Annotated in this window: 25 protein-coding genes; 13 read left to right on the top strand and 12 right to left on the bottom strand. The window is 70.7% G+C overall.

Annotation, left to right across the window (positions count from 1 at the left end):
- The first annotated feature begins 156 nt into the window (after positions 1–156).
- Positions 157–327, top strand: coding sequence for a hypothetical protein (locus V6D49_RS05545; RefSeq protein WP_340557626.1), 171 nt, complete (start codon positions 157–159; stop codon positions 325–327).
- Between the two features lie 107 nt (positions 328–434).
- Here V6D49_RS05545 and V6D49_RS05550 read toward each other — a convergent pair whose 3' ends face one another.
- Both V6D49_RS05550 and V6D49_RS05555 read right to left on the bottom strand, forming a co-directional pair.
- A complete protein-coding gene (locus V6D49_RS05550) occupies positions 435–650 on the bottom strand; it encodes an acyl-CoA carboxylase subunit epsilon (protein WP_340557628.1) in 216 nt (71 codons plus the stop codon).
- Between the two features lie 50 nt (positions 651–700).
- Positions 701–2296, bottom strand: a complete 1596-nt coding sequence (locus V6D49_RS05555) for an acyl-CoA carboxylase subunit beta (protein ID WP_340557630.1) — start codon at positions 2294–2296, stop codon at positions 701–703.
- 641 nt (positions 2297–2937) lie between these two features.
- Here V6D49_RS05555 and ureA point away from each other — a divergent pair.
- The 4 genes from ureA (at position 2938) to V6D49_RS05575 (ending at position 7198) form a co-directional block, all read left to right on the top strand.
- The gene (gene ureA / locus V6D49_RS05560; RefSeq protein WP_340557632.1) at positions 2938–3702 is read left to right on the top strand and encodes an urease subunit gamma; all 765 of its coding nucleotides are present in this window, start codon (positions 2938–2940) and stop codon (positions 3700–3702) included.
- Entirely contained in the window at positions 3699–5387 is a 1689-nt protein-coding gene (locus V6D49_RS05565) for an urease subunit alpha (protein WP_340557633.1), read from the top strand. Before ureA ends, V6D49_RS05565 begins: the two co-directional genes overlap by 4 nt.
- 67 nt (positions 5388–5454) lie before the next feature.
- On the top strand, positions 5455–6498 hold the full coding sequence (locus V6D49_RS05570) for an agmatine deiminase family protein (protein ID WP_340557634.1): 1044 nt from the start codon (positions 5455–5457) through the stop codon (positions 6496–6498).
- A gap of 43 nt (positions 6499–6541) precedes the next feature.
- Positions 6542–7198 (top strand): TetR/AcrR family transcriptional regulator, encoded by a 657-nt coding sequence (locus tag V6D49_RS05575; RefSeq protein WP_340557635.1) that lies wholly within the window; start codon positions 6542–6544, stop codon positions 7196–7198.
- Positions 7199–7242: 44 nt separating this feature from the next.
- On the opposite strand, the gene cimA is transcribed toward V6D49_RS05575, so the two are convergent.
- Positions 7243–8871, bottom strand: a complete 1629-nt coding sequence (gene cimA, locus V6D49_RS05580; protein ID WP_340557637.1) for a citramalate synthase — start codon at positions 8869–8871, stop codon at positions 7243–7245.
- A gap of 468 nt (positions 8872–9339) precedes the next feature.
- Between cimA and V6D49_RS05585 the strand changes: the two genes are divergently transcribed.
- The 4 genes from V6D49_RS05585 to V6D49_RS05600 all read left to right on the top strand — a co-directional run bounded on the left by V6D49_RS05585 (position 9340) and on the right by V6D49_RS05600 (position 12854).
- Positions 9340–9816, top strand: coding sequence for a hypothetical protein (locus tag V6D49_RS05585; RefSeq protein WP_340557638.1), 477 nt, complete (start codon positions 9340–9342; stop codon positions 9814–9816).
- A 10-nt stretch (positions 9817–9826) separates the two neighbouring features.
- Positions 9827–11641 carry an alpha/beta hydrolase gene (locus V6D49_RS05590; protein WP_340557640.1) on the top strand — a complete coding sequence of 605 codons (1815 nt, stop codon included), beginning with the start codon at positions 9827–9829 and terminating at the stop codon, positions 11639–11641.
- 61 nt (positions 11642–11702) lie between these two features.
- Positions 11703–12176, top strand: a complete 474-nt coding sequence (locus V6D49_RS05595) for a hypothetical protein (protein WP_340557642.1) — start codon at positions 11703–11705, stop codon at positions 12174–12176.
- Between the two features lie 123 nt (positions 12177–12299).
- Positions 12300–12854, top strand: coding sequence for a hypothetical protein (locus tag V6D49_RS05600; protein WP_340557644.1), 555 nt, complete (start codon positions 12300–12302; stop codon positions 12852–12854).
- Between the two features lie 97 nt (positions 12855–12951).
- On the opposite strand, the gene V6D49_RS05605 is transcribed toward V6D49_RS05600, so the two are convergent.
- The 4 genes from V6D49_RS05605 to V6D49_RS05620 all read right to left on the bottom strand — a co-directional run bounded on the left by V6D49_RS05605 (position 12952) and on the right by V6D49_RS05620 (position 16509).
- Entirely contained in the window at positions 12952–14055 is a 1104-nt protein-coding gene (locus V6D49_RS05605) for a branched-chain amino acid aminotransferase (protein WP_340557646.1), read from the bottom strand.
- Between the two features lie 214 nt (positions 14056–14269).
- The gene (locus V6D49_RS05610) at positions 14270–15313 is read right to left on the bottom strand and encodes a 3-isopropylmalate dehydrogenase (protein ID WP_340557648.1); all 1044 of its coding nucleotides are present in this window, start codon (positions 15311–15313) and stop codon (positions 14270–14272) included.
- Positions 15314–15421: 108 nt separating this feature from the next.
- Positions 15422–15550, bottom strand: coding sequence for a hypothetical protein (locus V6D49_RS05615; protein ID WP_263576266.1), 129 nt, complete (start codon positions 15548–15550; stop codon positions 15422–15424).
- 242 nt (positions 15551–15792) lie between these two features.
- The gene (locus tag V6D49_RS05620) at positions 15793–16509 is read right to left on the bottom strand and encodes an HAD family hydrolase (RefSeq protein WP_340557649.1); all 717 of its coding nucleotides are present in this window, start codon (positions 16507–16509) and stop codon (positions 15793–15795) included.
- A 194-nt stretch (positions 16510–16703) separates the two neighbouring features.
- On the opposite strand from V6D49_RS05620, the gene betT reads away from it, so the two are divergent.
- The 3 genes from betT (at position 16704) to V6D49_RS05635 (ending at position 19833) form a co-directional block, all read left to right on the top strand.
- The gene (betT, locus tag V6D49_RS05625) at positions 16704–18830 is read left to right on the top strand and encodes a choline BCCT transporter BetT (RefSeq protein WP_340557651.1); all 2127 of its coding nucleotides are present in this window, start codon (positions 16704–16706) and stop codon (positions 18828–18830) included.
- Between the two features lie 113 nt (positions 18831–18943).
- Positions 18944–19429: a GNAT family N-acetyltransferase gene (locus tag V6D49_RS05630; protein ID WP_445330469.1), complete on the top strand. Its 486-nt coding sequence runs from the start codon at positions 18944–18946 to the stop codon at positions 19427–19429.
- Positions 19430–19686: 257 nt separating this feature from the next.
- Positions 19687–19833, top strand: a complete 147-nt coding sequence (locus V6D49_RS05635; protein ID WP_340557653.1) for a hypothetical protein — start codon at positions 19687–19689, stop codon at positions 19831–19833.
- Between the two features lie 33 nt (positions 19834–19866).
- Here the strand turns inward: V6D49_RS05635 and V6D49_RS05640 are convergent, their stop codons facing one another.
- The 3 genes from V6D49_RS05640 to V6D49_RS05650 all read right to left on the bottom strand — a co-directional run bounded on the left by V6D49_RS05640 (position 19867) and on the right by V6D49_RS05650 (position 22994).
- Positions 19867–20196, bottom strand: coding sequence for a hypothetical protein (locus tag V6D49_RS05640; RefSeq protein ID WP_340557655.1), 330 nt, complete (start codon positions 20194–20196; stop codon positions 19867–19869).
- A 151-nt stretch (positions 20197–20347) separates the two neighbouring features.
- Positions 20348–21979, bottom strand: a complete 1632-nt coding sequence (gene pruA / locus V6D49_RS05645; RefSeq protein WP_340557657.1) for an L-glutamate gamma-semialdehyde dehydrogenase — start codon at positions 21977–21979, stop codon at positions 20348–20350.
- An 88-nt stretch (positions 21980–22067) separates the two neighbouring features.
- Positions 22068–22994, bottom strand: coding sequence for a proline dehydrogenase family protein (locus V6D49_RS05650; protein WP_340557659.1), 927 nt, complete (start codon positions 22992–22994; stop codon positions 22068–22070).
- 187 nt (positions 22995–23181) lie between these two features.
- Here V6D49_RS05650 and V6D49_RS05655 point away from each other — a divergent pair, with 187 nt between their 5' ends.
- Positions 23182–24438, top strand: a complete 1257-nt coding sequence (locus tag V6D49_RS05655) for a PucR family transcriptional regulator (RefSeq protein ID WP_340557661.1) — start codon at positions 23182–23184, stop codon at positions 24436–24438.
- A 9-nt stretch (positions 24439–24447) separates the two neighbouring features.
- On the opposite strand, the gene V6D49_RS05660 is transcribed toward V6D49_RS05655, so the two are convergent.
- Positions 24448–24888: a hypothetical protein gene (locus tag V6D49_RS05660; protein WP_340557663.1), complete on the bottom strand. Its 441-nt coding sequence runs from the start codon at positions 24886–24888 to the stop codon at positions 24448–24450.
- A gap of 154 nt (positions 24889–25042) precedes the next feature.
- The gene (gene serA / locus V6D49_RS05665) at positions 25043–26635 is read right to left on the bottom strand and encodes a phosphoglycerate dehydrogenase (protein WP_340557665.1); all 1593 of its coding nucleotides are present in this window, start codon (positions 26633–26635) and stop codon (positions 25043–25045) included.
- Between the last annotated feature and the right edge of the window lie 140 nt (positions 26636–26775).

Below are 26775 nucleotides of genomic sequence, written 5' to 3' on the forward strand. Positions count from 1 at the left end.
AACGCGCGGCGCTTTGCCCGTTATGTCCTGTACCGGGTGAGCAAACTCACAAGGTTTGAAGTGACTGTAACGACCATGTGATGGGCAGATCGTTTTACTCTCGTGATTTGCTTCCGTCCATACACACGTCCGTCACAGACAAGAGGCACAGTCACCGTGAAGACGACACTGAGCACGCGTAGCGTCGCCAACCCCCAGCGCACCACGCTGGCCCACCTCACGGACGCGGACGAGCTGCTGCCGGAGGGCCACGACCACGGCACCGAGCTCCCCGTCGAGACGGCCAACCCGCGCCGCACCACGTTGATCGACGCACCGCAGCACTGAGGGCACGACCGCGAGGGGCCCGCACCGATCCGACGATCGGTGCGGGCCCCTCGCGGTGTGCGGTGGGACGTGCCGCCGACCCGGGCGCCGGGCCCGGGCCGGGCGCGTCAGAGCTGCCAGCTGTGCGGGGCGCGGAAGCCCGGCGAGCGCTCCAGCCGACGCCAGCGGGCCGGGGTCCGGGACGTCCGGTGCGCGTCACCCGGGTGCGCGGCGCCCTGGCCGGCCGCACGGGCCATCAGGATGGCGGTGACGGCGGCCAGTTCCTCGTCACTGGCGCGGCCCTTCTCGACGCGGACCAGGCTGGCGGCTTCGCTCGTGCTCACGGAGGAGTTCCTTTCGTCCGTCTCACTTCGGCGGGGTCGGTGCGGCAGGGTCACTGCGGGGGGTTGCCGTGCTTGCGCGACGGCAGGTCGGCGTGCTTGGTGCGGAGCATGGCCAGCGAGCGGATCAGCACCTCGCGGGTCTCTGCCGGGTCGATGACGTCGTCCACCAGGCCGCGCTCGGCGGCGTAGTAGGGGTGCATCAGCTCGGTCTTGTACTCCTTGACCATGTGGGCGCGCATGGCCTCGGGGTCGTCGGCCTCGGCGATCTGCCGGCGGAAGATCACCCCGGCCGCTCCCTCCGCACCCATCACCGCGATCTCGTTGGTCGGCCAGGCGTAGGTCAGGTCGGCGCCGATGGACTGGCTGTCCATGACGATGTACGCGCCGCCGTACGCCTTGCGCAGGACGACCGAGACCCGCGGCACCGTGGCGTTGCAGTACGCGTACAGCAGCTTCGCCCCGTGCCGGATGATGCCGCCGTGCTCCTGGTCCACACCGGGCAGGAAGCCCGGCACGTCGAGCAGGGTCACGATCGGAATGTTGAAAGCATCGCACATCTGAACAAAGCGGGCGGCCTTCTCCGAGGAGTGGATGTCCAGCACGCCCGCCAGGGACTGCGGCTGGTTGGCCACGATGCCGACGACCTGCCCGTCCATGCGGGTGAGGGCGCAGATGATGTTCTCCGCCCAGCGCTCGTGGACCTCCAGGAAGTCGCCGTCGTCGACGAGCTCCTCGATCACCTTGCGCATGTCGTACGGCCGGTTGCCGTCCGCCGGGACGAGGTCGAGCAACGAGTCGCCGCGCCGGTCGGCCGGGTCCTCCGTGACGACGGTGGGCGGGTTCTCCCGGTTGTTCTGCGGCAGCAGCGAGAGCAGGTAGCGGACCTCCTCCAGGCACGTCTCCTCGTCGTCGTAGGCGAAGTGGGAGACGCCGGAGGTCCCCGCGTGCACGTCCGCGCCGCCGAGGCCGTTCTGGCTGATGTCCTCGCCGGTGACGGCCTTCACGACGTCCGGCCCGGTGATGAACATCTGCGAGGTGTCGCGGACCATGAACACGAAGTCCGTCAGCGCCGGGGAGTAGGCGGCACCGCCGGCGCAGGGGCCGAGCATGACGGAGATCTGCGGGATGACGCCCGAGGCCCGCGTGTTGCGCTGGAAGATGCCGCCGTACCCGGCGAGTGCCGAGACGCCTTCCTGAATGCGGGCTCCGGCCCCGTCGTTGAGGGACACCAACGGCGCCCCCGCCGAGATGGCCATGTCCATGATCTTGTGGATCTTGGTGGCGTGGGCCTCACCGAGGGCGCCGCCGAAGATGCGGAAGTCGTGGGCGTAGACGAAGACCGTCCGGCCGTGGACGGTCCCCCAGCCGGTGACCACGCCGTCGCTGTAGGGCCGCTTGGCCTCCAGGCCGAAACCCGTCGCGCGGTGCCGGCGCAGCGGCTCGACCTCGCGGAACGTGCCCTCGTCCAGCAGCAGAGCGATCCGCTCCCGGGCGGTCAGCTTGCCCTTGGCGTGCTGTGCCTCGGTGGCCCGCTCACTCGGGCCCCGCCGGGCCTGCTCGCGGATGGCGTGCAGTTCGGCCGTACGGCCGCGTGCGTCCGTCGCGGCCACGGGGGCGGCCTCCGGGGTCGGGGAGAGATCGGTCATGTATAGACCCTACGAAACGGGACGCGGGAATCCTGTCGTTGGATTCGCACAGTCTCCGCCCGATATTCATGGCTGCGCTGGACAGAACCACCCACCGGCAGGGGCACGCCAGCCGCGATGTCACAGAAGCCCGTGGCAGGGTGCTGTAGAGGTTCTACAGCACCCCGCCACGCGCCGTTGACCTGCGGTTCGCCCGGCCGTTGCCCCGGGACGGGCCGTGCGGACCACGTCACTCAGACCGCCACGGCCGGCTCCTCCGCCGTGGTCGGCGCGGGGGCGGGTGCCGCCGGGCGGGACAGGGACCAGAACAGGACCGCCGCGACGGCCCGCTGAGAGCAGGAAGCTGACCACGTCGCGCGGGCGGCCGGTGCGGTCCTCCTCCGGAATGGTGTCGACGCCGTGCTGCTCGATCTCCATGCGCGGGACTCCCTGGGCGCTGAGCGGTGGGTTCGGTGCGCGATTAGAGTGCTGCTCTAAGTGAGGGATGCGTTCAATGTGCTGCAGTACGCGCCACAGATCAAGGCTTCCCCCCGGCTTCGCGTCACGTTAGAGTGACGCTCTAACTGCTGGCGTCCGTCGGGCGCTCGCGGTGCGCAGGTCGACAGGAGGCCCGCGAAAGCCCATGCGTCAGGAGGTGCCGGGTGCGACTGACCCCGACGGAACGCGACCGGCTGCTGCTGTTCGGCGCGGCCGAGTTGGCCCGGGCCCGGCGGGCCAGGGGGCTGCGGCTCAACGTCCCCGAGGCGACGGCTCTCGTCGCCGACGCCGTGTGCGAGGCCGCACGCGACGGCCGCCGCCTCGCCGAGGCCATCGACGCCGCCCGTGCCGTGCTCGGCCCCGAAGACGTGCTGCCCGGTGTGGCCGAGGTGCTCACCGAGGTCCACATCGAGGCGGTGTTCGAGGACGGCTCGCGGCTCGCCGTGGTATCCGAGCCGATCGGCGCCGCGACGGTGGACGGACCGGGCGCGGTACTGCCGGGACCCGCACACGCGGAGCCCGGGCCGCAGGTGACGCTGACGGTGCGGAACACCGCGTCCGTACCCGTCAGCGTCACCTCGCACTTCCACTTCTTCGAGGTCAACCCCCGGCTGGAGTTCGACCGGGCCGCCGCCTACGGGATGCGGCTCGCCGTGCCGGCCGGTTCCTCGCTGCGCTTCGGCCCCGGCGAGAGCGTCGCCGCGCCGCTGGTGCCCATCGGCGGTGACCGGATCGCCATCGGCTTCGCCGGTCTGGTGGACGGCCCGCTGGACGCGCCCGGTGCCAAGGCGGAGGCGCTGCGCCGCGCGGCCGCCTGCGGCTACCTCGGCGCCGCGACGGCACCCGCGCCCCCTCCCCCACCGGCACCCGGGGGGCCTCCGCAGACCGGCGACGTCCACGGCAGGAACCCCGAGGGGAGCGCAGGATGACCATCGACCCGCACGAGTACGCCTCCGTGCACGGCCCCCGGGCCGGTGACCGGGTCCGCCTCGGCGACTCCGGGCTCGTCGTCCGTGTCGAGTCCGACGCGCAGAGGCCCGGCGAGGAGTTCCTCGCCGGGTTCGGCAAGACGGCACGGGACGGGCTCCACCTCAAGGCAGCCGCCGTCCGCGAGACCTGCGACGTCGTCATCAGCAACGTGCTGGTCATCGACGCCGTGCAGGGGATCCGCAAGGTATCGGTCGGCATCCGCGAGGGCCGCGTCCACGCCATCGGCCGCGCGGGCAACCCCGACACCCTGGACGGCGTGGACGTCGTCGTCGGCACCGGCACGACCATCGTCTCCGGCGAGGGCATGATCGCCACCGCCGGCGCCGTGGACACCCACGTGCACCTGCTCGCGCCGCGCGTCATGGAGGCGTCCCTGGCCTCCGGCGTCACCACGATCATCGGCCAGGAGTTCGGCCCCGTGTGGGGGGTGGGCGTCAACTCCCCGTGGGCGCTCGGCCACGCCTTCAGCGCCTTCGACGCCTGGCCGGTCAACATCGGCTTCCTCGGCCGCGGCTCCTCGTCCCACCCGGCGCCCCTCGTGGAGGCACTCGCCCAGGGCGGCGCCTGCGGGTTCAAGGTGCACGAGGACATGGGCGCCCACCGGCGGGCCCTGGACACCGCGCTGCGCGTCGCCGAGGAGCACGACGTGCAGGTCGCGCTGCACAGCGACGGGCTCAACGAGTGCCTGGCCGTCGAGGACACCCTCGCCGTGCTCGACGGGCGCACCATCCACGCCTTCCACATCGAGGGCTGCGGCGGCGGACACGTCCCCAACGTCCTGAAGATGGCGGGCGTGCGGAACGTCATCGGCTCGTCCACCAACCCCACGCTGCCCTTCGGCCGGGACGCCGTGGCCGAGCACTACGGCATGATCGTCTCCGTCCACGATCTCAAGACGGACCTCCCCGGGGACGCCGCGATGGCGCGCGACCGCATCCGCGCGGGCACCATGGGCGCGGAGGACGTCCTGCACGACCTCGGGGCCATCGGCATCACCTCCTCCGACGCGCTCGGCATGGGCCGGGCCGGCGAGACGATCCGCCGCACCTTCCAGATGGCCGCCAAGCTCAAGCACGAGCGGGGCCCGATGGAGGGCGACGGCGAGGGCGACGACAACGCCCGCGTCCTGCGCTACATCGCCAAGCTCACCCTCAACCCCGCGATCGCCCACGGCCTCTCCCACGAGATCGGCTCCATCGAAGTGGGCAAGATGGCCGACATCGTGCTGTGGCACCCGGCCTACTTCGGCGCGAAGCCGCAGCTCGTCCTCAAGTCCGGGTTCCCCGCCTACGGCGTCACCGGCGATCCGAACGCCGCCACCGACACCTGCGAGCCCCTCGTCCTGGGACCGCAGTTCGGTGCGCACGGCGCCGCCCCGGCGGAGATCTCCGTGGCGTTCGTGGCCCGGGCCGCCCTGGAGCAGGGCCACGACACCCTGCCCACCCGTCGCCGACGCGTCGCGGTGCGCGGCACCCGGGGCATCGGCCCGGCCGACCTCGTCCACAACGCCCGCATCGGACGCGTCGACGTCGACGACCGCACGGGCCTGGTCACCCTGGACGGCGATCCGCTGCGCTCGGAGCCCGCCCGGAGCGTGCCGCTCAACCGCCTCTACTTCCTCTGACTTCCCTGACTCCCGCGATCCCGCTGCCGGGCCTCGCCCCGCACCTCAGCACCGAAGGACACCGCCCATGCCGACTCCCGCCGCGCACGGCTTCCGCATGCCGCCCGAGTGGGCACCGCACGACCGCACCTGGATGGCCTGGCCCGGCCCGAACCCGACCTTCGACTCCGAGGAGTCGCTCGAGGCCGCCCGAACCGCCTGGGCGGACGTCGCCCGCGCCGTCAGCCGGTACGAGCCCGTCACCGTCGTCGCCTCCCCCGAGCAGGCCGCCATGGCACGGCGGCGACTCGGCCCGGACGTCACCGTCGTCGAGCAGCGGCTGGACGACGCCTGGATGCGCGACATCGGCCCGACGTTCGTCACCGACGGCCGTCGGCTCGCCGCCGTCGACTGGGTCTTCAACGGCTGGGGCGCCCGGCCCTGGGCCCGCTGGGAGCACGACGCCCGGGCCGCCGCCTTCGTCGCGGACCGGGCGGGCGCGCGGCTCTCCGCGTCCCCGCTGGTCAACGAGGGAGGCGGGCTGCACGTCGACGGCGAGGGCACGGTGCTCCTCACCGAGACCGTCCAGCTCGACCCGGGCCGCAACCCCGGCTGGACCGCCGAGCGCGTCGAGCGCGAGGTGCACGGGCGGCTGGGCACCACCAAGGCCATCTGGCTGCCGCGCGGCCTGACCGCCGACTACGGGCCGTTCGGCACGCGCGGTCACGTCGACCTGGTGGCCGCGTTCGTCGCGCCCGGCGTCGTCGTCGCCCACGTCCAGCCCGACCGTTCCCACCCCGACCACGCGCTGTGCCAGGAGACGGTGAAGCTGCTGCGCGCCGCCACGGACGCCAGGGGCCGCCCGCTGGAGGTCGTCGAGCTGCCCGCGCCCACCGTCACCGAGGTGGACGGCGAGCCGGTCGACTACTCCTACGTCAACCACTACCTGTGCAACGACGGCGTCGTGCTCTGCGGTTTCGACGACCCGATGGACGAGCACAACGCGCGGATCTTCCGCCGCCTCTTCCCCGACCGTACGGTGACGCTCGTCGACGCACGTACGATTTTCGCGGCGGGCGGCGGCATCCACTGCATCACCCAGCAGCAACCGCGCGTCACGTCACCGGCATAGACGGCCGCCGCCCCGGGCGGCGCACGGTCCAGGGGAGTTCAGCGTGGCAGGTCGGGCGGCGGCCGGAAAAGCAGCGGCGGCGCGTGCGAGCCGTACCCGGCGTCCGGCCCAGCCGCGCGAGCGGCTCCTGGCGACGGCCATGGAGACCATCGCCGAGCTCGGTCTCGAACGGCTCACCATGGCCGGGCTCGGCCGCCAGGTCGGCATGAGCAGCGGCCACCTCCTGTACTACTTCAAGACCAAGGACGAGCTGCTGCTCCAGACGCTGCAGTGGAGCGAGGAGCGGCTCGGCGCCGAGCGCCGGGCCGCCCTCGCCCGTCAGGTCCCCGCGCGCGAACGCCTCGACCTCCTGGTCGACCTCTACCTCCCCGACGGGCCGCGCGATCCCGCGTGGACGCTGTGGCTGGAGGTGTGGAACCGCTCGCAGAACGCCGACGCCGAGGTCCGCTCCCGTCAGCTCGAACTGGAGCTGGCCTGGCACCGCGACCTCGTGGCGCTGCTCGTGGAGGGCATCGGCCGCGGCGAGTTCCGTCCCGTGGACACCGACCGCTTCGCCACCCGCTCCCGCGCCCTGCTCGACGGGCTGGCCGTGCACCTCGTCGTGGGCCTGCCCGGGATGGACCGGGAGACGGTGCTCGGCCACGTCCGCGACTACTTCGACCAGTCGCTCGCGGCCGCTCCACCGCCCGCCGGCGCGTAGCCGCAGGGCGGTGGAGCGGCGCGGGGCCGCGGGGGATGGACGTCCTACTCGTTGGGCGTCACGCCGGCCCGCAGCAGCCCGTAGGTGTACGCGTCGTCCAGGGCCTGCCACGACGCCGCGATGACGTTGTCCGCCACGCCGACGGTGGACCACTCCCCCGCGCCGTCCGACGTCGAGATCAGGACCCGGGTCGTGGACTCGGTGCCGTGGGTGCCGGCCAGGATGCGCACCTTGTAGTCCACCAGCTCCAACCGTGCCAGCTCCGGATAGATGCGCTCCAGCGCCACCCGCAGCGCCCGGTCCAGGGCGTTGACCGGGCCGTTGCCCTCGCCCGTCGCCACCGCCCGCTCGCCCTTCGCCCACAACCGGACGGTGGCCTCGTTCGCGTGCGTGCCGTCGGGCCGGTCCTCTACGATGGCCCGCCAGGACTCCACCCGGAAGAACCGGGGCGCGCCCCCGTCGCCCTCCTCACCGCTCGCCGCGCGGTGGACCTCGTCGCGCAGCAGCAGCTCGAAGCTCGCGTCGGCGGCCTCGTAGGTGTAGCCGCGCAGCTCCTGCTCCTTGACACGCTCCACCACCCGGCCGACGAGCTCGCGGTCGCCCGTCAGGTCGTACCCCAGCTCCTTGCCCTTGAGCTCGACCGAGGCGCGTCCGGCCATGTCGGAGACCAGCATGCGCATCGAGTTGCCGACGGCGTCCGGGTCGATGTGCTGGTACAGGTCCGGGTCGACCTTGATCGCGGAGGCGTGCAGCCCGGCCTTGTGCGCGAACGCCGAGACGCCGACGTAGGGCTCGTGGGTGGAGGGCGTCAGGTTCACCACCTCGGCGATGGCGTGCGAGATGCGGGTCATCTCCGGCAGCGCGGCCGGCGGCACGACCGTGCGCCCGTACTTCAGCTGCAGGGCCGCCACCACCGGGAACAGGTTGGCGTTGCCGACCCGCTCCCCGTAGCCGTTCGCGGTGCACTGCACGTGCGTGGCGCCGCCGTCCACCGCCGCGAGGGTGTTGGCGACGGCGCACCCGGTGTCGTCCTGCGCGTGGATGCCCAGGCGGGCCCCCGTGTCGGCGGCGACCGTCCGCACCACCGCCTGCACCTGCGCGGGCAGCATGCCGCCGTTGGTGTCGCACAGCACGACGACGGCCGCCCCGGCCTCGTGCGCCCGCCGCACGACGCGCTTCGCGTACTCCGCGTTCGCCTGGTAGCCGTCGAAGAAGTGCTCGCAGTCCACGAACACCCGGCAGCCGCGTTCCCGCAGGTAGGCCACGGTGTCCGCGACCATCTCCAGGTTCTCCTCCAGCGTCGTGCGCAGGGCCAGCTCGACGTGGCGGTCGTGCGACTTGGCCACGACGGTCACCACCGGCGCGCCCGAGTCGGCCAGCGCCCGCACCTGCGGGTCGTCGGCCGCCCGCACCCCCGCCCGGCGCGTCGCGCCGAACGCGACGAGCTGCGCGTGCCGCAGGTCCAGTTCGGTACGGGCCCGCTCGAAGAACTCGGTGTCGCGCGGGTTCGCGCCCGGCCAGCCGCCCTCGATGAAACCCACGCCGAAGTCGTCCAGGTGGCGCGCGATGGTCAGCTTGTCGGCGACGCTGAGGTTGATGCCCTCACGCTGAGCGCCGTCGCGCAGCGTCGTGTCGAAGACGTGGAACGAATCGTCGGGGGCTGCCGTGGTCATGCTGTCTCGACTCCTACGTGAAATGTGCGGGACCGGTAGTTCTGCTCACACAGCTCCACATGTCCCCATCATCCCGCGCGCCCCCGGCCTTCCGGAGCGGGTGGACCGGAAGGGGCCGGATAACGAAAAAACCCCTCGCGGGTGCGAGAGGTCGGCGCGCGGGTCTGGGACACGGTGTCCACTGCCGCCATCGGTCGAGCGGGTTCAGTGGTCACTGCGGACCGGCGCGCTGTCACCAATAATCATGGCGAACGAGAGCACGGAGGAAGTCAACCACACTCCGATCCCCGACCCGCACATGTCTCACTATCCGGAAACCCCCGTCCCAACCACCCCGTCCCACCCCTGCCTGAGTACGCGTACTCAGGCAGCGAACGCTCAGCGTGTGCACAATGCTTCCGACAGTGACGCACCCGTCGAAGGTGATGACCGCGGTCGCCGCGCGGCCGCGACAGGAGGGGACGACGCGTGGTGGACGCGCAGGCTTCGGGCATCCGGGCCCTGATCGACGAGACCGCAGGCGGCGCGACGCCGACGTCGGTGGAACACAACTGGGGCACCGGCGGCAAGACCGACCTCAACTCCGACACGAGGCTGTGGAACGCCGCGTCCTCGGGGGTGGACTCTCTGAGAGAGACGCTGAAGCCCGCCGTCACGAAGCTCGACGACGCTCAAAGAGGCCTCGGCTCCGGTGACACGACGGTGACGGGCCTCCTGACGGGTGCCGCCCAGGCAGACGTCCACGACACCTGGGCACGCTACCTGGACCTCCTCGCGCGCGAGTCCGCCGAACTCTCCGACAAGCTGACCAAGGCCGGGCACGACCACTACGCGAACGAGGAAGCCGTCGCCGCCGCCTTCCGACAGCAGCTGACGAAACCCGAGGAGCCCACCTCGGTGATGGGCCTGCCCCCGTTCGGCGTCCACGCCTTCCCGGGCTGGTGACGGCACGGTGGTGACCCTCCGTACGCTCCGCGCCGTCAACCCGGACGAGTTCGAGCAGGCGGCGGACGGCTACCACGCGGTCAGCAGCGCCGCCGGCGCCGCCAAGGACCGCCTGGCGAACGAGATCATCGCCAAGTCCATGCCCGTCCACGGTCGGGACGACGACGTCACGGGCCTCGTCGGGCAAGCGGCGGACGCCGCCCGCAGGCGCCTGCAACGGCTGGTGGACAACTACCACTACACACAGGTCGAGTGCGGCCTGGTGCGGGCCGTCCTCAACGGCTTCGCGGCCGACCTGCGGGCGGCGAAGAAAAAGCTTGACACGGCGCTCGACGACGCGACCGCTTCGGGATTCACCGTGGCGTCCGACGGCTCCGTCACCTTCCCGTCCGCCGGTGAAAAGGTCGACGGCAAAACCCCCGAGGGCGGTACGGCCGTCTCCTACGGCGACCCCGCGGCGAACGGCCTGGCCGACCAGGCGGCCCACCTCGACCCCAACCCACACCACGCCGGGGCCAAGGACTGCGCCGACCGCATCGCCGAAGCGCTGCGGGAGGCCGAGGAGGCCGACGAAACATGGGCGCCGAAGCTGAGGGAGCTCAAGGCTCAGAACGACCTGACCGTCAGCCCCGCCGACTGGGCCGACGTCCACAGCGACCAGGAGGCCGTCCAGCAGGGCGCCGGCCGCTACCTCGCCCAAGGCGATATTCCCAAGGGCCAGGCCCCGGGACAGAACGCCGCGTGGTGGAACGACCTCACCGATGAGCAACGCGCCGACTACGTGGCCCTCTACCCCTCTTCCATCGGCGCACTGGACGGCATCCCCTCCGACGTCCGCGACGAGGCTAACCGCGCCGTGCTGGCCCAAACGCGCGGTCACTACGAGACCCAACTCGCGGCTCTCCCCACCAAACCCGCCTTCGACCCGTACAACCAGCCCGGCCTCTCCGAGGACGTCACCTGGCGCGACCGACAGGCGCGCGTTCTCGAGTGGGAGGAGAAGTACGGCGCGGAACACGCCCGTCTCACCAAAGCACTCACCGGCATGGAGGCCATCGACCGCCGCATCGAAAACACCGGCAGAAACGGCCTGCCGGAGGCGTACGTACTCGGGTTCGACGCAGAGGGCAACGGCCGCGCGATCATTGCCAACGGTAACCCTGACACAGCCGACCACACAGCCGTCTTCGTGCCGGGCACGGGTTCGCACATTAGCAAGATCGATGGTGACCTGGGGCGCATGGACAGGCTGTGGCGCGACTCGAACGGCATGGTCGTCGACGAGAATGTCTCAACCATCATGTGGCTTGGCTACGATGCGCCGCCTGAAATTCCCAATGCGATGGACTCGCATTTCGCAGAGGACGGCGCAAAACCCTTCAATAATTTCATCGACGGACTCAACGCTTCCAATGAAGGTCAATCTCCTGGGCATATCACAGCAATTGGCCATTCCTATGGCAGTACCGTGCTCGGGATCTCGGCACGAGACGGGGAACTCAACGCGGACGATCTCGTACTGGTAGGGAGCCCTGGAGTGAAGGTCGGTAGCGCCGACGACTTGGATGTTGCGACAGGACACGTCTGGAACCAGGAGGCCAAAGGAGACACAGTGCCCGACTTCGGGAGAATTCCGCATGGTGGCCCCGCACTGGAAACTGCCGGACTCGACCTAGTCGTTCCCAGCGACGACGTCTTCGGAGCCAAGCAGATGACGACCGACACCTACGGACACAGCGCCTACTGGGACGAAGATTCGCAGAGTCTCCTCAACCAAGCCGCCGTAGTGACGGGGAACTACGGAAAGGTTTTCCTTGAAGAGTAATCGGCAAGCAATCGCTGCAACTGTTCTCACACTATGCATGGTTACGCTATCAGGATGCAATATGGGTACCACATCGGATAACCAACGCGCTGAACTCGGCAGCATTGCCGAAACTAATGAGATCCTCGAAAAAATCAGCACAACGTCGAGCGAGCTCCTCGACATGACCGCCCTCAAGGGGAAGGTTTCAGAGCCAGGGCCAGGTCTGACTCGCTGCTCAGACAGAGACCCGTCGCGATTTTTTAAAGTCAGGCATACATGGAATCTATCCGGTCCGCCCATAGAGGATCTTTCGGCGTCCCTCGACACCGTCCGGAAAACTCTCCCCAAGCAGGGCTGGGTCATTGAATCCTATGGACCGAACAAGAGTCAGGAACGAAGTCTGACTTTGGTCGCCAACCACTCAAAAAAGAAAGTCGGCTTGAACATCCAACTTTGGGAAGAAAATGCAAGCAATGGCCGCCCGCTACTCCTTTTTTCCTTGACGTCCGCATGCCATGAGGCTCCAACCGGCTCAACCGTCAGTCCGTACTGAGCAACGCAGAGTTGAGGTGCATGAGGCCACGCACTTGGGGCTCCCCGCCACTGGACGCTGTGACGCCACAAGCAAAGGCACCGGGTAGAAAATCTTTTGGACCGTACGGCAGATTGAATCTTGATGAGTAGCAAGCAAGCCACGTTGACCACCTGGCTTCTTCTTACCGGCACTCTCACAGGGTGCGGAATAACGACTACTACCGATTCACGCGAGCCAGAAGAACATGCAATCGAAAGGCGCCCAGTCGCCGACGCGGACGCATCAACCACGGAGATGTCGAGCGAAATTCTCGACATCATTGGCGTTGAGGGGGAGGTTTCTCGACCTGGCCCTGGCGTTGGACGTTGCTCGGGTGGACCATCGTCAGACTTGGAAAAATTCTATGTAATACGACATCCTTGGAGCATCTCTGCCAGCTCCGAGAAGGATTTGGCAGATGCTATGGAACGCCTCAGGGAAGAGCTTCCCCAAAGAGGCTGGGAATTGAAGAAGTACGGCCCCAACAACAGCAAGGCTCGGACACTGACCTTGATCGCAGATCACCCCAAGAAAAAATTCGGCATCAATATCGAGTTCTGGGACAAGCTGAAAGAGGAGGACGTGCCGAGTCTTGTGATCTCAGTAGTATCTGCCTGCTACCAGGTACCAGATGGGGAAACAGTGGAACACTACTGAGAGCGTCGATGGTCTTGGCGTTGGGGACTTCGGACCTGGGACGGGTGTCGTGCGGGGCTCGGCAGGGAGGGTGCGAGCCCCACACCACAGCGGCGGATCAGGCCAGGCGGTGCATCCAGCCGTGGGGGTCGGGGGCCTGGCCGGTCTGGACGGCGAGGAGGCTCTCGCGGAGCTTCATCGTCAGCTCACCGGGCTCCCCGTCTCCGACCGTCCAGTTGCCGCGGGCGGACTTCACCGAGCCGACCGGCGTGATGACGGCGGCCGTGCCGCAGGCGAAGACCTCGGTGATCGTGCCGTCCGCGTTGCCTTCGCGCCACTCGTCGGTGGAGATGCGCCGCTCCTCCGTGCCGTAGCCCATGTCGGCGGCGATGGAGAGGAGGGAGTCGCGCGTGATGCCGGGCAGGAGCGTGCCGGTGAGTTCGGGGGTGACGACCTTGGCGTCGGCGCCGCTGCCCATCACGAAGTAGAGGTTCATGCCGCCCATCTCCTCGATGTAGCGGCGCTCGGTGGCGTCCAGCCAGACGACCTGGTCGCAGCCGTGGCCGGCGGCCTCGGCCTGGGCGACGAGGGAGGCGGCGTAGTTGCCGCCGGTCTTGGCTTCGCCCATACCGCCGGGGGCGGCGCGCACGTACTCCTCGGAGAGCCAGACGGAGACCGGCTTGACGCCGCGCGGGAAGTACGGCCCGGCCGGGGAGGCGATCACGACGAACAGGTACTCGTTGGCGGGCCGGACGCCGAGCCCGACCTCGGCGGCGAACATGAAGGGCCGCAAATACAGGGACTCCTCGCCGGCCCCGGGGACCCAGGCGACGTCCTGCTGGACGAGGAGGTCGCACGCCTCGATGAACGTCTCGATGGGCAGCTCGGGCATCGCGAGGCGGCGGGCGGAGCGCTGGAAGCGCAGCGCGTTGGCCTCGGGCCGGAACGTGGCGACCGTGCCGTCGGCCTGCCGGTACGCCTTCAGCCCCTCGAAGATCGTCTGCGCGTAGTGCAGCGTCATGTTCGCCGGGTCGATCTGGAACGGCGCGTAGGGCTCCAGCTGGGCGTCGTGCCAGCCCCGGCCCTCCGTCCAGCGGATCGTGACCATGTGGTCGGTGAAGCGCCGACCGAAGCCGGGGGCCGCCAGCACCGCTTCGCGCTCCTTCTCGGGCAGCGGCTGGGCGGAGGGCTTGAGGCCGAATTCGATGCGGGGCGTCGTCATGAGCGCGTCCTTCACTGTGGTGGTGTGGCGGACCGCGCGCAGTACGTGGACGTCCTAGCTTCTCCTCACACGGCGGCCCCACGTCCGATTATCGCGCGTGGGGCACCGGGTCAAGGACTCGGGTGCGGCGGCCCAGGGAACAGATGGTCGCACCCCGGCCGCCGCAGGGCACAGCGGCCGGGCGCGGAGCCCGGCGCTGTGGGAGGCGGCGGACTCAGCCGGCTACTCGTGCGGAGATCGCGTCACCGATGGCGTCGGTGGAGCGCGGGGCCGCGCCGTCACGGGCGGAGAGGTCCTCGGTGACGGCTTCCTCGATGCGGGCGGCCTCCGGCTCAAGCCCGAGGTGGCGCAGGAGCAGGGCGACGGAGAGGATCGTCGCCGTGGGGTCGGCCTTGCCGGTGCCCGCGATGTCCGGGGCGGAGCCGTGCACCGGCTCGAACATCGAGGGGAAGGCGCCCGTCGGGTTGACGTTGCCCGACGCGGCCAGGCCGATACCACCGGTGACGGCGGCGGCCAGGTCGGTGATGATGTCGCCGAAGAGGTTGTCGGTGACGATGACGTCGAACCGCGCCGGGTCGTTGACCAGGAAGATCGTGGCGGCGTCGACGTGCAGGTAGTCCGTGGTGACGTCCGGGTACTCCTGGCCGACGCGCTCGAAGACGCGGGTCCACAGGGAGCCGGCGTGCACGAGGACGTTGTTCTTGTGCACCAGGGTGAGCTTCTTGCGCGGACGGGCCTGGGCCCGCTCGTACGCGTCCCGGACGACGCGCTCGACGCCGTAGGCGGTGTTGACGCTGACCTCGGTGGCGACCTCGGCGGGCGTACCCGTGCGCAGGCTGCCGCCGTTGCCGGTGTAGGGGCCCTCGGTGCCCTCGCGGACGACGACGAAGTCGATGTTCGGGCGGCCGGCGAGCGGCGTGGCGGTGTTCGGGAACAGCTTGGAGGGCCGCAGGTTCACGAAGTGGTCGAAGGCGAAGCGCAGCTTGAGCAGCAGCCCCCGCTCCAGGACGCCCGACGGAACACTCGGATCGCCGACGGCGCCGAGCAGGATCGCGTCGTGCTGCCGCAACTGCTCCAGCTCCTCGTCGGGGAGCGTCTCGCCGGTGGCGTGCCAGCGGCCCGCACCGAGGTCGTACTCCTTGCTCTCCAGCTTGACGTCCTGCGAGAGCACGGCGGTGAGGACCTTCAGGCCCTGCGAGACGACCTCCGGGCCGATGCCGTCGCCGGGAATCACTGCGAGATCAATGCTTCGCGCCATGCGTCGGACCCTACTCCTGTCCCATGCTTCGGCCGGAATTCGTCCACCATGCGGACGTGATGGACGAATCCCGGCCTCGGTCTGCCGCGTTCGGTTCCGGTGGCGGCGTCAGTGTCCGGTGGCGCCGCCGTTGTCCCGGCGGTCCAGGGCGCGCTGGAGGGCGGCGGCGGCGTTCTTGCGGGCGGCGTCGGCGGTGTGGTCGGCGCGGCGGGTACGGCGGCGGGCGGTGACGTCCATGGTCAAGCTCCTTCAGGCAGGGGGACCCCGAGAAGAGACAACAGAAGCGCCGGTGAGGGGCGGGGGCGTTCCGCGCGGCAGGGGTGGCCTGCGTCGGGCACGGGGCCTCAACCGCCGTTCGCTGATGGAGCGAGGCGTTCGGCTCCTACCACGGTACGAGGAGACGGCTGTGATGTCTCGCCAAATAGTTGGCCTTCCTACTATCTGAGACGAAGACCACCCCGCGGCGGTACCGCAGCACGTCAGTGGGGCTGCCGGGGCTCGTGGGAAAGCAGAGTGCGCAGTGCCTGCTGAAGCTCGTGGAGTCCCCTGATGGACAGGACGCCTTCCGGGACGTCCCGCCCCCGCCGGTCCAGCCAGACGCCGGCGAGTCCGGCGGCCAGGGCGCCCTGCGCGTCCGTCGTCAACTGGTCGCCGACATAGACCACTTCGTGGGGCGGGAGGTCCATCGCCGCACAGGCGGCGAGGAACGCCTCGGGGGCCGGTTTGGCACAGCCGAGCTCGTCGGCGCACAGCAGGACCTCGAAACGGTCCCGGATGCCGAGCGTGCGCAGCTTGCGTTCCTGGTTGTGGGTGGAGGAGTTCGACAGGACGCCGTGCCGGTAGCCGTCACGCAGCGCGTCCAGCGCGGGCAGGACGTCGGGGAACAGGCACCAGGCGGCCTCGTAGTGGGCGATGTACCGGTTGAACCAGGCATCGGCCTCGGCGTCGCTCATCTCCACGCCGAGGAACCCGCGCGCCCGGCCCCGGCGATGCTCGTGGAAGCCGAGCTCACCGGTGAGGAACAGGGCGAACTGCTCCTCCATGACGGCCTGCCATCTCTCCAGGACCGGATCGGGCGACGCGTGGCCGTCCAGCAGGCCCTCCTCGGCGAGGTGCCGGAGCACACCGGTGCGGTCGGCACCCGTGTAGTCGAACAGCGTGTCGTCGACGTCCCACAGAACCGCCCGAATCGCCATACGGCCACCCTATGCGCCGCGCCGCGGGTTACGCCGTCTGCACGCGCGCCGACGTGCGGTGCGGGGGCCGGGTGCCTACGTTGGGTCGCGCAGTGGTGACGCCGGGCGACCGGCCGTGCGGACGGTGGACACGCCGCCGCCCGGCCCGGCCCGTCGGGCGCACCGCCGATCACCGTGCACCTGAGGGGTGAGTCGTGTCGACCGATGAACCGAGCGGTACCGCCACCACGCCACCGGACCACGCGGCCGCGCAGAAGTCCGGGGAGGGCCGGCTCAAGCGCGTCGTCTTCGTCGGGTCGTCGCTGCTGATCCTCGCCGTCTCGATCTGGGCGATCATCACTCCGGAGGGCGCCGAGGACACCATCGGCGTGATGGTGGAGTGGATCTCGGACGGTTTCGGCTGGTACTACTTCCTCGCCGCGACGCTCTACCTGCTGTTCGTGGTCTACGTGGCCGTCTCCCGGTACGGCAACATCAAGCTCGGGCCCAAGCACTCGCGGCCCGACTACGGGCTCTTCGCCTGGGCGGCGATGCTGTTCGCCGCGGGCATCGGGATCGACCTGATGTTCTTCTCCGTCAGCGGCCCGGTCAGCCACTACCTCGCACCGCCGGAGGGCGATGCCCAGACCGTCGAGGCCGCCCGGCAGGCGGTCGTGTGGACGTTGTTCCACTACGGCATCACCGGCTGGGCCATGTACGCCCTGATGGGCATGGCGCTCGGCTACTTCGCGTTCCGCTACCGGCTGCCGCTGGCCATTCGCTCCGCCCTCTACCCGATCATCGGCCGCCGCATCTACGGACGGATCGGTGACACCGTCGACCTCGCGGCGATCATCGGGACGGTCTTCGGCATCTCCGTGTCGCTCGGCATCGGCGTCGTCCAGCTGAACTACGGGCTGAACTACCTGTTCGACGTACCGGAGGGGACGGCCGCCCAGGTCGCCCTGATCGCCGTCGCCGTCCTCATGGCGACGGTCTCCGCCGTGGCGGGCGTCGACCGCGGCATCCGCCGCCTGTCCCAGCTCAACGTGCTGCTGGCCATCCTGCTGATGGGCTACATCCTGTTCGTCAGCAGTCCGATCCGCCTCCTGAACAGCCTCATCCTCAACATCGGCGACTACGTCAGCCGCTTCCCGTCGATGACGCTCAACACCTTCGCCTACGACCAACCCACCGAGTGGCTCAACAGCTGGACCCTGTTCTTCTGGGCGTGGTGGGTGGCCTGGGCCCCGTTCGTCGGCATGTTCCTGGCCCGCATCTCCAAGGGCCGCACGATCCGGCAGTTCGTGGCGGCCACGCTGATCATCCCGTTCCTGTTCACGCTGACCTTCCTGTCCGTGTTCGGCAACAGCGCGCTGTTCGTCGTCCGGGACGGTGACCAGGACTTCGGCCAGACCGCGATGAACCTCCCCGAGCAGGGGTTCTACGGGCTGCTCGACCAGTATCCGGGGGCCCTCTTCAGCGCCGGACTGGCCACGATCGTCGGCCTGCTGCTCTACGTCACCTCGGCCGACTCGGGCGCGCTGGTGATCGGCAACCTCAGTTCGCACCTGCGCACGCCCCTCACCGACGCCGTGCCGTGGCTGCGCATCTTCTGGGCGGCGGCCACCGGCCTGCTCACCCTGGCGATGCTCCTCGTCGGCGGGGTGGACGCGCTCACGAACGCGACGATCATCATGGGGCTACCGTTCTCGTTCGTGATGTTCCTCATCATCGCCGGGCTCTACAAGGCGCTACGGCTGGAACGCATGCGCGAGGAGGCCCTCCTGACGAGTCTGCCCTCCTCCCTATCCGGCCGGATGACGCACCGCACCGCCCCCGAGTGGACCTGGCGGCAGCGGCTCGCCCGGACCATGTCGTACCCCGGCAAGCACAGCGCCGCGCACTTCCTGGACGAGGTGTGCCGGCCGGCGTTCCAGGAGGTCGCCGAGGAGCTGCGCCGCAGGGACGTCGAGGCCGTGGTCACCGAGGAGATGGACGAGGAGCTGCAGCTCCCGCACGTCGGCCTCCAGGTGTCCATCGGCGAGCGGGAGGAGTTCGTCTACCGGGTGTGGCCCATCGAGACGGCGACGCCCGCGTTCGCCACCCGCTCGGTGACGGCCCACGACACCTACGTGCGCTTCGAGGTGCAGCTTGCGGAAGGCAGCCAGGGCTACGACGTGATGGGGTACAGCAAGGAACAGCTCATCGCCAACATCCTCGACCAGTACGAGCGGCACCTGGAGTTCCTGCGCATGCACCGTGAGGCCAGCGCCCGCTCGGCCCTGCCCGACCACCGTCCCGACATCGCCGAGGTGCACCTGCCGGAGGAGGAGCGCTGAGCACGTCCGGTCCTTCGTCCGCACCGCCGCCCGCCTGACGCGTCCGGTCGGCGGGGTGCGCGTCCCGGATACCGAGGTGCGCCGGGCGCGGAATCGTGGTCGGATGCCGGGTTGTGGAATCCATCGACTACGGGCTCACCGACCGGCGGGGGCGCGCCGTCACCCTGCACGAGGTGGGCGACGCCAACTGGCGGGCGGTCGCCGACGTCGCCCCGAAGGACGAGCAGCGGGCGTTCATCGCCGCGCTCGGCGCACGCTACCTGCTGCTGTCCCTGCGCGAGGACGAGTGGCACTCGCTCGCCGTCTGCGCGGACGGCGTCGTCGCCGGGCACGTGATGTGGGGCTTCGACCCGGCGGACGGCGCGCACTGGATCGGCGGTCTTCTCGTGGACGCCGACCACCAGGGCCAGGGCATCGGCCGGGCGGCCGTCCGCACGCTGACGCGGTGGCTCGGGGAGCTGCCGGAGTGCCGGGAGCTGCGGCTGTCCTACCACCCCGCCAACCAGGCCTCCGCCCGCCTCTTCGAGTCCCTGGGGTTCACTCCCACGGGTGAGCAGGAGGACGAGGAGATCGTCGCCGCGCTTCCGGTCCGCCCCTGAGTGAAGGGCCGAGCGGGTCTTGGCTGACGCGCCGGGCGCACGTCCGGTGACGATGCCGCTCCCGCCGAGGAACGGTGTGCTTCCGGACCGGCGCACGGGCGTGCCGCAGCGCCACCAGGCCGCGCGCACCGGAACCCGGCAGCGCACCTGCTTGCCGATCGCCGAGTCGCGCACGTGCCAGCCCGGAGCGAGCAGGTCCAGCAGGCCGAGGCCCCGCCCCCCTTCGGCGACCGCGCTGTCCAGCGGCGTCGCCGCCCGTGATCCACGAAGCGGCCCTTCACCAGCGCTTCGCCGTCCGCCCCACCACGATGCGCGACCGGCTGCGGCGGCTGTGGGAAGCCTGCATGACGCCCAACGTCACGGTGCAACCGATGGCGCTACCCGGTAACGCCTCCCTGCGCTGAGCTGCACGGTCGGTGTAGCGAATGGCGACGCGCTCATCGATCTCCCTGACACGGTGACAGTGGACGGCCTTCGGCGTCGTAGGCGTTGCCTTCCGTGTCCCGGAACACCATCCCTTCCGTGTCTCCGTTCCGCAGCCGGCGGAAGGCATCCTCCACATCGTCGAGGTAGCCCGGCGTCGCACACGCGCAGGCGGCAGGGAACCACCGGTCGACGGCGGCGTCCATGGCCTCTTGGTCGAAGTCCGCCGCCGCGCTCAAGAAGTCCTGCTCGAAGCCCTGCAGCCAGTCGGGGCGGCGATGCAGCGCCACCCGGATCGCGGCGGGTGTCCGTTCACAGGCCGCCGGATCGACTTCGTTCCCCATCACGGCTCCTCACCTGATGCCGATGCTCGACCCCGTCGATCGTACGGACCGGTCGGGCGGGTGCGGGAGGGCGCGCGGGGTGGGGCGGGCGGGGCGAGGCCCGGCGCCGCCGGTGGGGCGGGGCCGGGCCTCGTCGGTGGTGGGGCGGGGGTCAGCCCATGTGCGGGTAGCGGTAGTCGGTCGGGGCGACCTGCGTCTCCTTGATGGCGCGGGGCGACATCCAGCGGAGCAGGTTGAACTTCGACCCGGCCTTGTCGTTCGTGCCGGACGCCCGCGCGCCGCCGAACGGCTGCTGGCCCACGATGGAGCCGGTCGGCCGGTCGTTGAGGTAGAAGTTGCCCGCCGCGAAGCGGAGCTTCTCCGACGCCTTGGCCAGCACGGCCCGGTCCTTGGCGAGCACGGCGCCGGTCAGGGCGTAGGCGGAGGCGGACTCCATCTGGTCCAGCATCGCGTCCCACCGCTCGTCCTCGTAGACGTGGACGGCGATGATCGGCCCGAAGTACTCGGTCTTGAAGACGTCGTTCTCCGGGTCGGAGCAGACGATGACCGTCGGGCGGACGAAGTAGCCCACGGAGTCGTCGTACGTGCCACCGGCGACGATCTCGCAGGTCGGGTCCGCCTTGGCCGCGTCGATGGCGCCCTTGTTCTTGGCGAAGGCCCGGTCGTCGATGACGGCGCCGATGAAGTTGGTCAGGTCGGTGACGTCGCCCATCGCCAGGCCCTCGGTCTCCGCGACCAGGTCCTCGCGCAGGCCGCCCTCCCACAGGGAGCGCGGAATGTAGGCGCGGGAGGCCGCCGAGCACTTCTGGCCCTGGTACTCGAAGGCGCCCCGGGTGATGGCGGTCTTGAGGATCGCCGGGTCGGCGGTGGGGTGGGCGACGATGAAGTCCTTGCCGCCCGTCTCACCGACGATGCGCGGGTAGGAGCGGTAGCCGGAGATGTTGGTGCCGACCTCGCGCCACAGGTGCTGGAAGGTGGCGGTGGAACCGGTGAAGTGGATTCCGGCCAGCTCCGGGTGGGGCAGGGCGACCTCGGAGACGTCCTTGCCGTCGCCGGTGACGAGGTTGATGACGCCCGGCGGCATGCCGGCCTCCTCCAGCAGCTCCATGAGCAGCACGGCGGAGTGGGTCTGGGTGGGCGACGGCTTCCAGACGACGACGTTGCCCATCAGCGCCGGGGCGGTCGGCAGGTTGCCCGCGATGGCCGTGAAGTTGAACGGCGTGATCGCGTAGACGAAGCCCTCCAGCGGGCGGTGGTCCAGGCGGTTCCAGACGCCCTTGGGCTGGATGGGCGGCTGCTCGGTCAGCAGCTCGCGGGCGAAGTGCACGTTGAAGCGCCAGAAGTCGACGAGCTCGCAGGGCGCGTCGATCTCGGCCTGCTGGGCGGTCTTGGACTGGCCGAGCATGGTGGAGGCCGCGATCGTCTCGCGCCAGGGGCCGGCGAGGAGCTCGGCGGCCTTGAGGATGATGGCGGCGCGGTCGTCGAAGGACAGGGCGCGCCAGGCCGGGGCGGCGGCGAGGGCGGCGTCGACGGCGTCCTGGGCGTCCTGCCGCGTCGCGTTGGCGTAGGTGCCGAGCCGCTTGGCGTGGTGGTGCGGCTGGACGACGTCGAAGCGCTCGCCGCCGCCCATGCGCTTCTCCCCGTTGATCGTCATGGGGAGGTCGACCGGGTTCTCGGCCAGCTCCTTCAGCTTGCGCTCCAGGCGGGCCCGCTCGGGGCTGCCGGGGGCGTAGCCGTGCACCGGCTCGTTGTACGGGGCGGGGACCTGGGTCACAGCGTCCATGGCTGGCATGTCTCCTTCGTGGGGTCGGGGAGGAGGGTCGCGGCGGGGTGGTGGGCTGCCGGGCCACCGGGAGGGGGCCCGTCCGCGCTCAGCTCCGGGTGGCGAGCGAGCGCAGGAAGAACGCCAGGTTGGCCGGGCGCTCGGCGAGACGGCGCATGAAGTAGCCGTACCAGTCGGTGCCGTACGGCACGTACACGCGCATCCGGTTTCCGGTGGCGACCAGGCGCTCCTGCTCGGCCTCGCGGATGCCGTAGAGCATCTGGAACTCGTACTCGTCCGGCTTGCGGCCGAAGCGGTGGGCGAGCTCCTGGGTGATCGCCACCATCCGCGGGTCGTGCGAGCCGATCATGGGATAACCCTGACCGGCCATGAGGATCTTCAAGCAGCGTACATACGCCCGGTCGACCTCGCGCTTGTCCTGATGGGCGACCTCGGCGGGCTCCTTGTACGCGCCCTTCACCAGGCGCACCCGGGAGCCTTCCCCGGCCAGCGCCCGGCAGTCCTCCTCGGTGCGGAAGAGGTAGGACTGCACCACCGCGCCGGTCTGCGGGAAGTCCCGGCGCAGCTCGGCGAGGATCGCGAGCGTGGAGTCCACGGTCGTGTGGTCCTCCATGTCCAGCGTCACGGTCGTCCCGGCGGCGGCGGCCGCCTCCACGACGGGCCGGACGTTCGCGAGGGCGATGTCGTGGCCGCCGGGCAGGGCCTGGCCGAACGCGGACAGTTTCACCGACATCTCGGCACGCTCGCCGAAGCCCCCCTGGCTGAGGACCTCGGCGAGCGCGAGATAGGCGTCGCGGGTGCGCAGCGCCTCGCTCGGGTCGGTGACGTCCTCGCCCAGGTGGTCGAGGGTCACCTCCAGGCCGCGACCGGTCAGGTCGCGGACCGTACGGGCCGCCTCGTCGAGGTGCTCCCCGGCCACGAAACGGTCCACCACGGGACGGGTGACCGGGGCCGCCGACACGAGCCGGCGGATGCCGTCACTGCGGGCGGCGGCGAGAAGCACAGGACCCAGCAACGGGCACCTCCAACAAGACATCTTTCTTACGGCAGGGTGAGCCACCGCAAAATCTAAGGATCACCCCGGTGACGTGCTATCGACAGCTGTCACGCTTGCGTGGCACGAATCTCAGACAGCTGTATGAGAATGGAGGGGCGATGCCGCAGAGGGACGCCGGACGGCGAGGGGAAGGTGGACGGCGGGAATGCGCGAGGACTACCAGACGCTGATCGACGAGGTGTCGGCGCTGCTCGGCGCCCCCGCCACGCTGGAGGACCGCGACTTCGGCCTCATCGCCTTCGGCGCGCACGGTGGCGACGGCGACGACGGCGACCTCGTCATGGACCCCGTCCGGACCCGCTCGATCATGCAGCGACGGTCCTCGGCCGCCGTGCGGGCCTGGTTCGAGCGCTTCGGCATCACCCGGGCCCAGGCGCCCGTCCGCATCCCGCCGGACCCGGCGGCCGGGGTCGTCAAGGGCCGGATCTGCCTGCCGGTCCGGCACGGCGGCATCGTTCACGGGTACGTGTGGCTCCTGGACGACGGGACGCTCGACCTGGCCGACCCCCGCCTCGCCGAGGCACTCGCCACCGCGCGGCGCATCGGAGCGCTCCTGGCGGCGGAGGCCCGCGCCGGGGCGCGCCTCGGGGAGCTGCTGCACACCGCGCTCGCCGGCCCGGTGCCCGACCGCGCGGGGGCGACGGAGGAGCTGCGGGAGGCGCTCGGCCCGGCCGCCACGGGCCCGCTCGCCGTCGTGGCCGTCACTCCGTGGCACACGTACGGAGCGGGCCCGGGCGACACCGGCGAGCCCGCCACCCGGCTCCCCCAGGTGCCGGTCAGCTGCCCGGTGCCGGCCGGCGACGCGGGCAGCCCGGCCGGCGGTGCGCTGGCGGCCCTCGTGCGGCTCCGCGTGCCGGACGCACTCGACCCGGCCCGGGGCGCCGGTGAACGCCTCCTGCGGTCGCCGCGTACCGGTCTCCCCCCGGACGGCCGTCCCGCCCGCGCGGGCGCGGGCTCCCGTCCCGGCTCCGCCTCCGCACCCGCCGGGCCCGGCTCCACGGCGGGCGTGAGCGCCGGGCTCCCCGGGCTCACCGACCTGGCGTCCGCCTGGCGGCAGGCGCTCGCAGCAGCCCGCGCCGCCCGGGCCGAGCCCGGTCTGGGGCCCGTCGCCGTGTGGCCCTCGCTCGGCCCCTACCGCCTGCTCACCGCACTGCCGGAGGCCGCGCAGGCCGACCCGGCGGTGAGGCGCCTGTTGGAACCGGCGCACCGCGAGATGGCCCGCACCGCCGAGGTCTACCTGGACTGCGCCGGGCAGGCGGGGCGGACGGCGGCGGCCCTCGGCATCCACCGCCAGACCCTCTACTACCGGCTCTCCCGCGTGGAGCAGCTGACCGGCCTCGACCTCGGCGACGGCGCGTCCCGCCTCCTGCTCCACATGGCGCTCAAGACCGCCCGGCTGTGAGGCGCGGTCTCAGAGGTCCGCGCAGAGGCGGTGGGCTTCTTCGAGGTGGTCCGTGGGCTCTCCGTTCAGCTCGAGCCCCTGGTAGTAGGCATCGCGCGCCTTCAGCAGTCGCTCGGCCAGCGGCCGGTACCGTGCGTCCGCCTCTGCGGCACCCTGCGCGAGCGTCATGGCGCTCGACCAGCGGTAGTTGTGCGTGAGGCCGTCCGGGCCCTCGTCGAGGAGGAGGTCCGGGTCGAAGCGGTCGAGGGCGCCGCAGGCGGCCTCGGCGTCGGCGCGGGCGTCGGACGGTGTGTCGTTCGCGACGACCGCCCAGGCGGTACCCACCGCGCCCGCGCCGAGCAGGAGCCCGGCGGCGAGGGCGGCCACGACGAGACCGGTGCGCCTGCGCGGTGGCGCGGGCGGGTACGGCACCGGGGCTATGGGCGGGTGCTGGGGCTGCTGTGGGTACATGTGCGGCAGGCTATCGCCGCGCCCCACTGCCCCGCCCGCCCCCGTCGCCCAAGTCCAGGAGGAGGGCAGCTTGTTGGCGTGGCCGGACGCGCCGACGGCGGGCCGCGCGGGACGTCCCCGCGTGGCCCGCCGTCGGGCGGTGATCCGGGAGGGATCAGGCGTCGGTGAGGTTCACCGCGCGGGCGGAGGTGGCGCCGATCTCCTCGGCGATCTCCGCGAGGACGGTCGGCGGGATCGTGTCGTCCACCGTCAGCGCGACGAGGGCCTCGCCGCCCTCCTCGGCGCGCGACACCTGCATTCCGGCGATGTTGATGCCGGCCTCGCCCAGGATGCGGCCCACCGTGCCGACGACGCCGGGGCGGTCGCCGTAGCGCAGGAAGGCCATGTGCTCGGCGAGCGACAGCTCGATCTCGTGGTCCCCGATACCGACGATCTTCTGCACGTGCTTGGGACCGGCCAGCGTGCCGGATACGGCGATCTCCTCGCCGTCGCCCAGCGTGCCGCGCACCGTCACCAGGTTGCGGTGGTCCGGGGAGTCGCTGGAGGTGGTGAGGCGGACCTCGACACCGCGCTCCTGGGCGAACAGCGGGGCGTTGACGTACGACACGGTGTCCTCGACGACGTCCTCGAAGACGCCCTTGAGCGCGGAGAGCTCCAGCACCTTGACGTCGTGCTGGGTGATCTCGCCGTAGACCTCGACGTCGAGCCGGACGGCGACCTCGCCCGCCAGCGCGGTGAAGATCCGGCCGAGGCGCTCGGCCAGCGGCAGGCCGGGGCGGACGTCCTCGGCGATGACGCCGCCCTGCACGTTGACGGCGTCCGGGACGAGCTCGCCCGCGAGCGCCAGCCGCACCGAACGGGCGACGGCCACGCCCGCCTTCTCCTGGGCCTCACCGGTGGAGGCGCCCAGGTGGGGGGTGCACACGACCTGGTCGAAGGCGAACAGCGGGGAGTCGGTGCACGGCTCGGACGCGTACACGTCGAGGCCGGCCCCGGCGACGCGGCCCTCCTTCAGCGCCGCGTACAGGGCGTCCTCGTCGACGATGCCACCGCGCGCGGCGTTGACGATCCGCACGCTCGGCTTGACCTTGTGCAGCGCCTCGTCGCCGATCAGACCCAGCGTCTCGGGGGTCTTCGGCAGGTGGACGGTGATGAAGTCGGAGACCTCGAGCAGCTCGTCGAGCGTGAGCAGCTTGACGCCCATCTGGGCGGCGCGGGCGGGCTGCACGTAGGGGTCGTAGGCGACGACCTTCATGCCGAAGGCGGACATCCGCTGGGCGACGAGCACGCCGATGCGGCCGAGGCCGACGACGCCGAGCGTCTTCTCCGACAGCTCGACGCCCGTGTACTTGCTGCGCTTCCACTCCCCCTGCTTGAGCGCCGTGTTCGCCTGGGGGATGTTGCGGGCGGTGGCGACGAGCAGGCCGCAGGCCAGTTCGGCGGCGGTGACGATGTTGGACGTCGGCGCGTTGACGACCATGACGCCGGCCTTCGTCGCGGCGGAGACGTCCACGTTGTCCAGGCCCACGCCCGCGCGCGCGACGACCTTGAGTCGGCGGGCCGCGGCGATCGCCTCGGCGTCGACCTTGGTGGCGCTGCGGACCAGGATGGCGTCGACGTCCGCGATCGCCGGGAGCAGCTCGCCCCGGTCGGCCCCGTTGCAGTGCCGGACCTCGAAGTCCGGGCCGAGCGCGTCGATGGTGGCCGGGGAGAGTTCCTCGGCGATGAGTACTACGGGCTTGCTCACTTCGTCTCAGTCCTCACTAGTCCTGGGAGTACCACCCACGGCCCGCCGGGCCGGGGGGAGGACGGCCGCGTCCCGACGGCCGAAGGCGGTGGAGATGGGCAGCCGCGTGGAGACGCACGACGCTGTGAGCCTGTGACGCG

This window comes from Streptomyces sp. GSL17-111 (assembly GCF_037911585.1).
Lineage (GTDB): Bacteria > Actinomycetota > Actinomycetes > Streptomycetales > Streptomycetaceae > Streptomyces.

What these genes read in the sequence shown, in the direction of transcription:
- pruA (WP_340557657.1), bottom strand. Translation starts at nt 21,979, where the DNA reads ATGGACGCTGTGACCCAGGTCCCCGCCCCGTACAACGAGCCGGTGCAC.
- V6D49_RS05610 (WP_340557648.1), bottom strand. Translation starts at nt 15,313, where the DNA reads ATGGCGCGAAGCATTGATCTCGCAGTGATTCCCGGCGACGGCATCGGC.
- V6D49_RS05605 (WP_340557646.1), bottom strand. Translation starts at nt 14,055, where the DNA reads ATGACGACGCCCCGCATCGAATTCGGCCTCAAGCCCTCCGCCCAGCCG.
- V6D49_RS05600 (WP_340557644.1), top strand. Translation starts at nt 12,300, where the DNA reads ATGAGTAGCAAGCAAGCCACGTTGACCACCTGGCTTCTTCTTACCGGC.
- V6D49_RS05615 (WP_263576266.1), bottom strand. Translation starts at nt 15,550, where the DNA reads ATGGACGTCACCGCCCGCCGCCGTACCCGCCGCGCCGACCACACCGCC.
- V6D49_RS05570 (WP_340557634.1), top strand. Translation starts at nt 5,455, where the DNA reads ATGCCGACTCCCGCCGCGCACGGCTTCCGCATGCCGCCCGAGTGGGCA.
- V6D49_RS05565 (WP_340557633.1), top strand. Translation starts at nt 3,699, where the DNA reads ATGACCATCGACCCGCACGAGTACGCCTCCGTGCACGGCCCCCGGGCC.
- V6D49_RS05555 (WP_340557630.1), bottom strand. Translation starts at nt 2,296, where the DNA reads ATGACCGATCTCTCCCCGACCCCGGAGGCCGCCCCCGTGGCCGCGACG.
- cimA (WP_340557637.1), bottom strand. Translation starts at nt 8,871, where the DNA reads ATGACCACGGCAGCCCCCGACGATTCGTTCCACGTCTTCGACACGACG.
- V6D49_RS05655 (WP_340557661.1), top strand. Translation starts at nt 23,182, where the DNA reads ATGCGCGAGGACTACCAGACGCTGATCGACGAGGTGTCGGCGCTGCTC.
- V6D49_RS05620 (WP_340557649.1), bottom strand. Translation starts at nt 16,509, where the DNA reads ATGGCGATTCGGGCGGTTCTGTGGGACGTCGACGACACGCTGTTCGAC.
- V6D49_RS05595 (WP_340557642.1), top strand. Translation starts at nt 11,703, where the DNA reads ATGGGTACCACATCGGATAACCAACGCGCTGAACTCGGCAGCATTGCC.
- V6D49_RS05660 (WP_340557663.1), bottom strand. Translation starts at nt 24,888, where the DNA reads ATGTACCCACAGCAGCCCCAGCACCCGCCCATAGCCCCGGTGCCGTAC.
- V6D49_RS05640 (WP_340557655.1), bottom strand. Translation starts at nt 20,196, where the DNA reads ATGGGGAACGAAGTCGATCCGGCGGCCTGTGAACGGACACCCGCCGCG.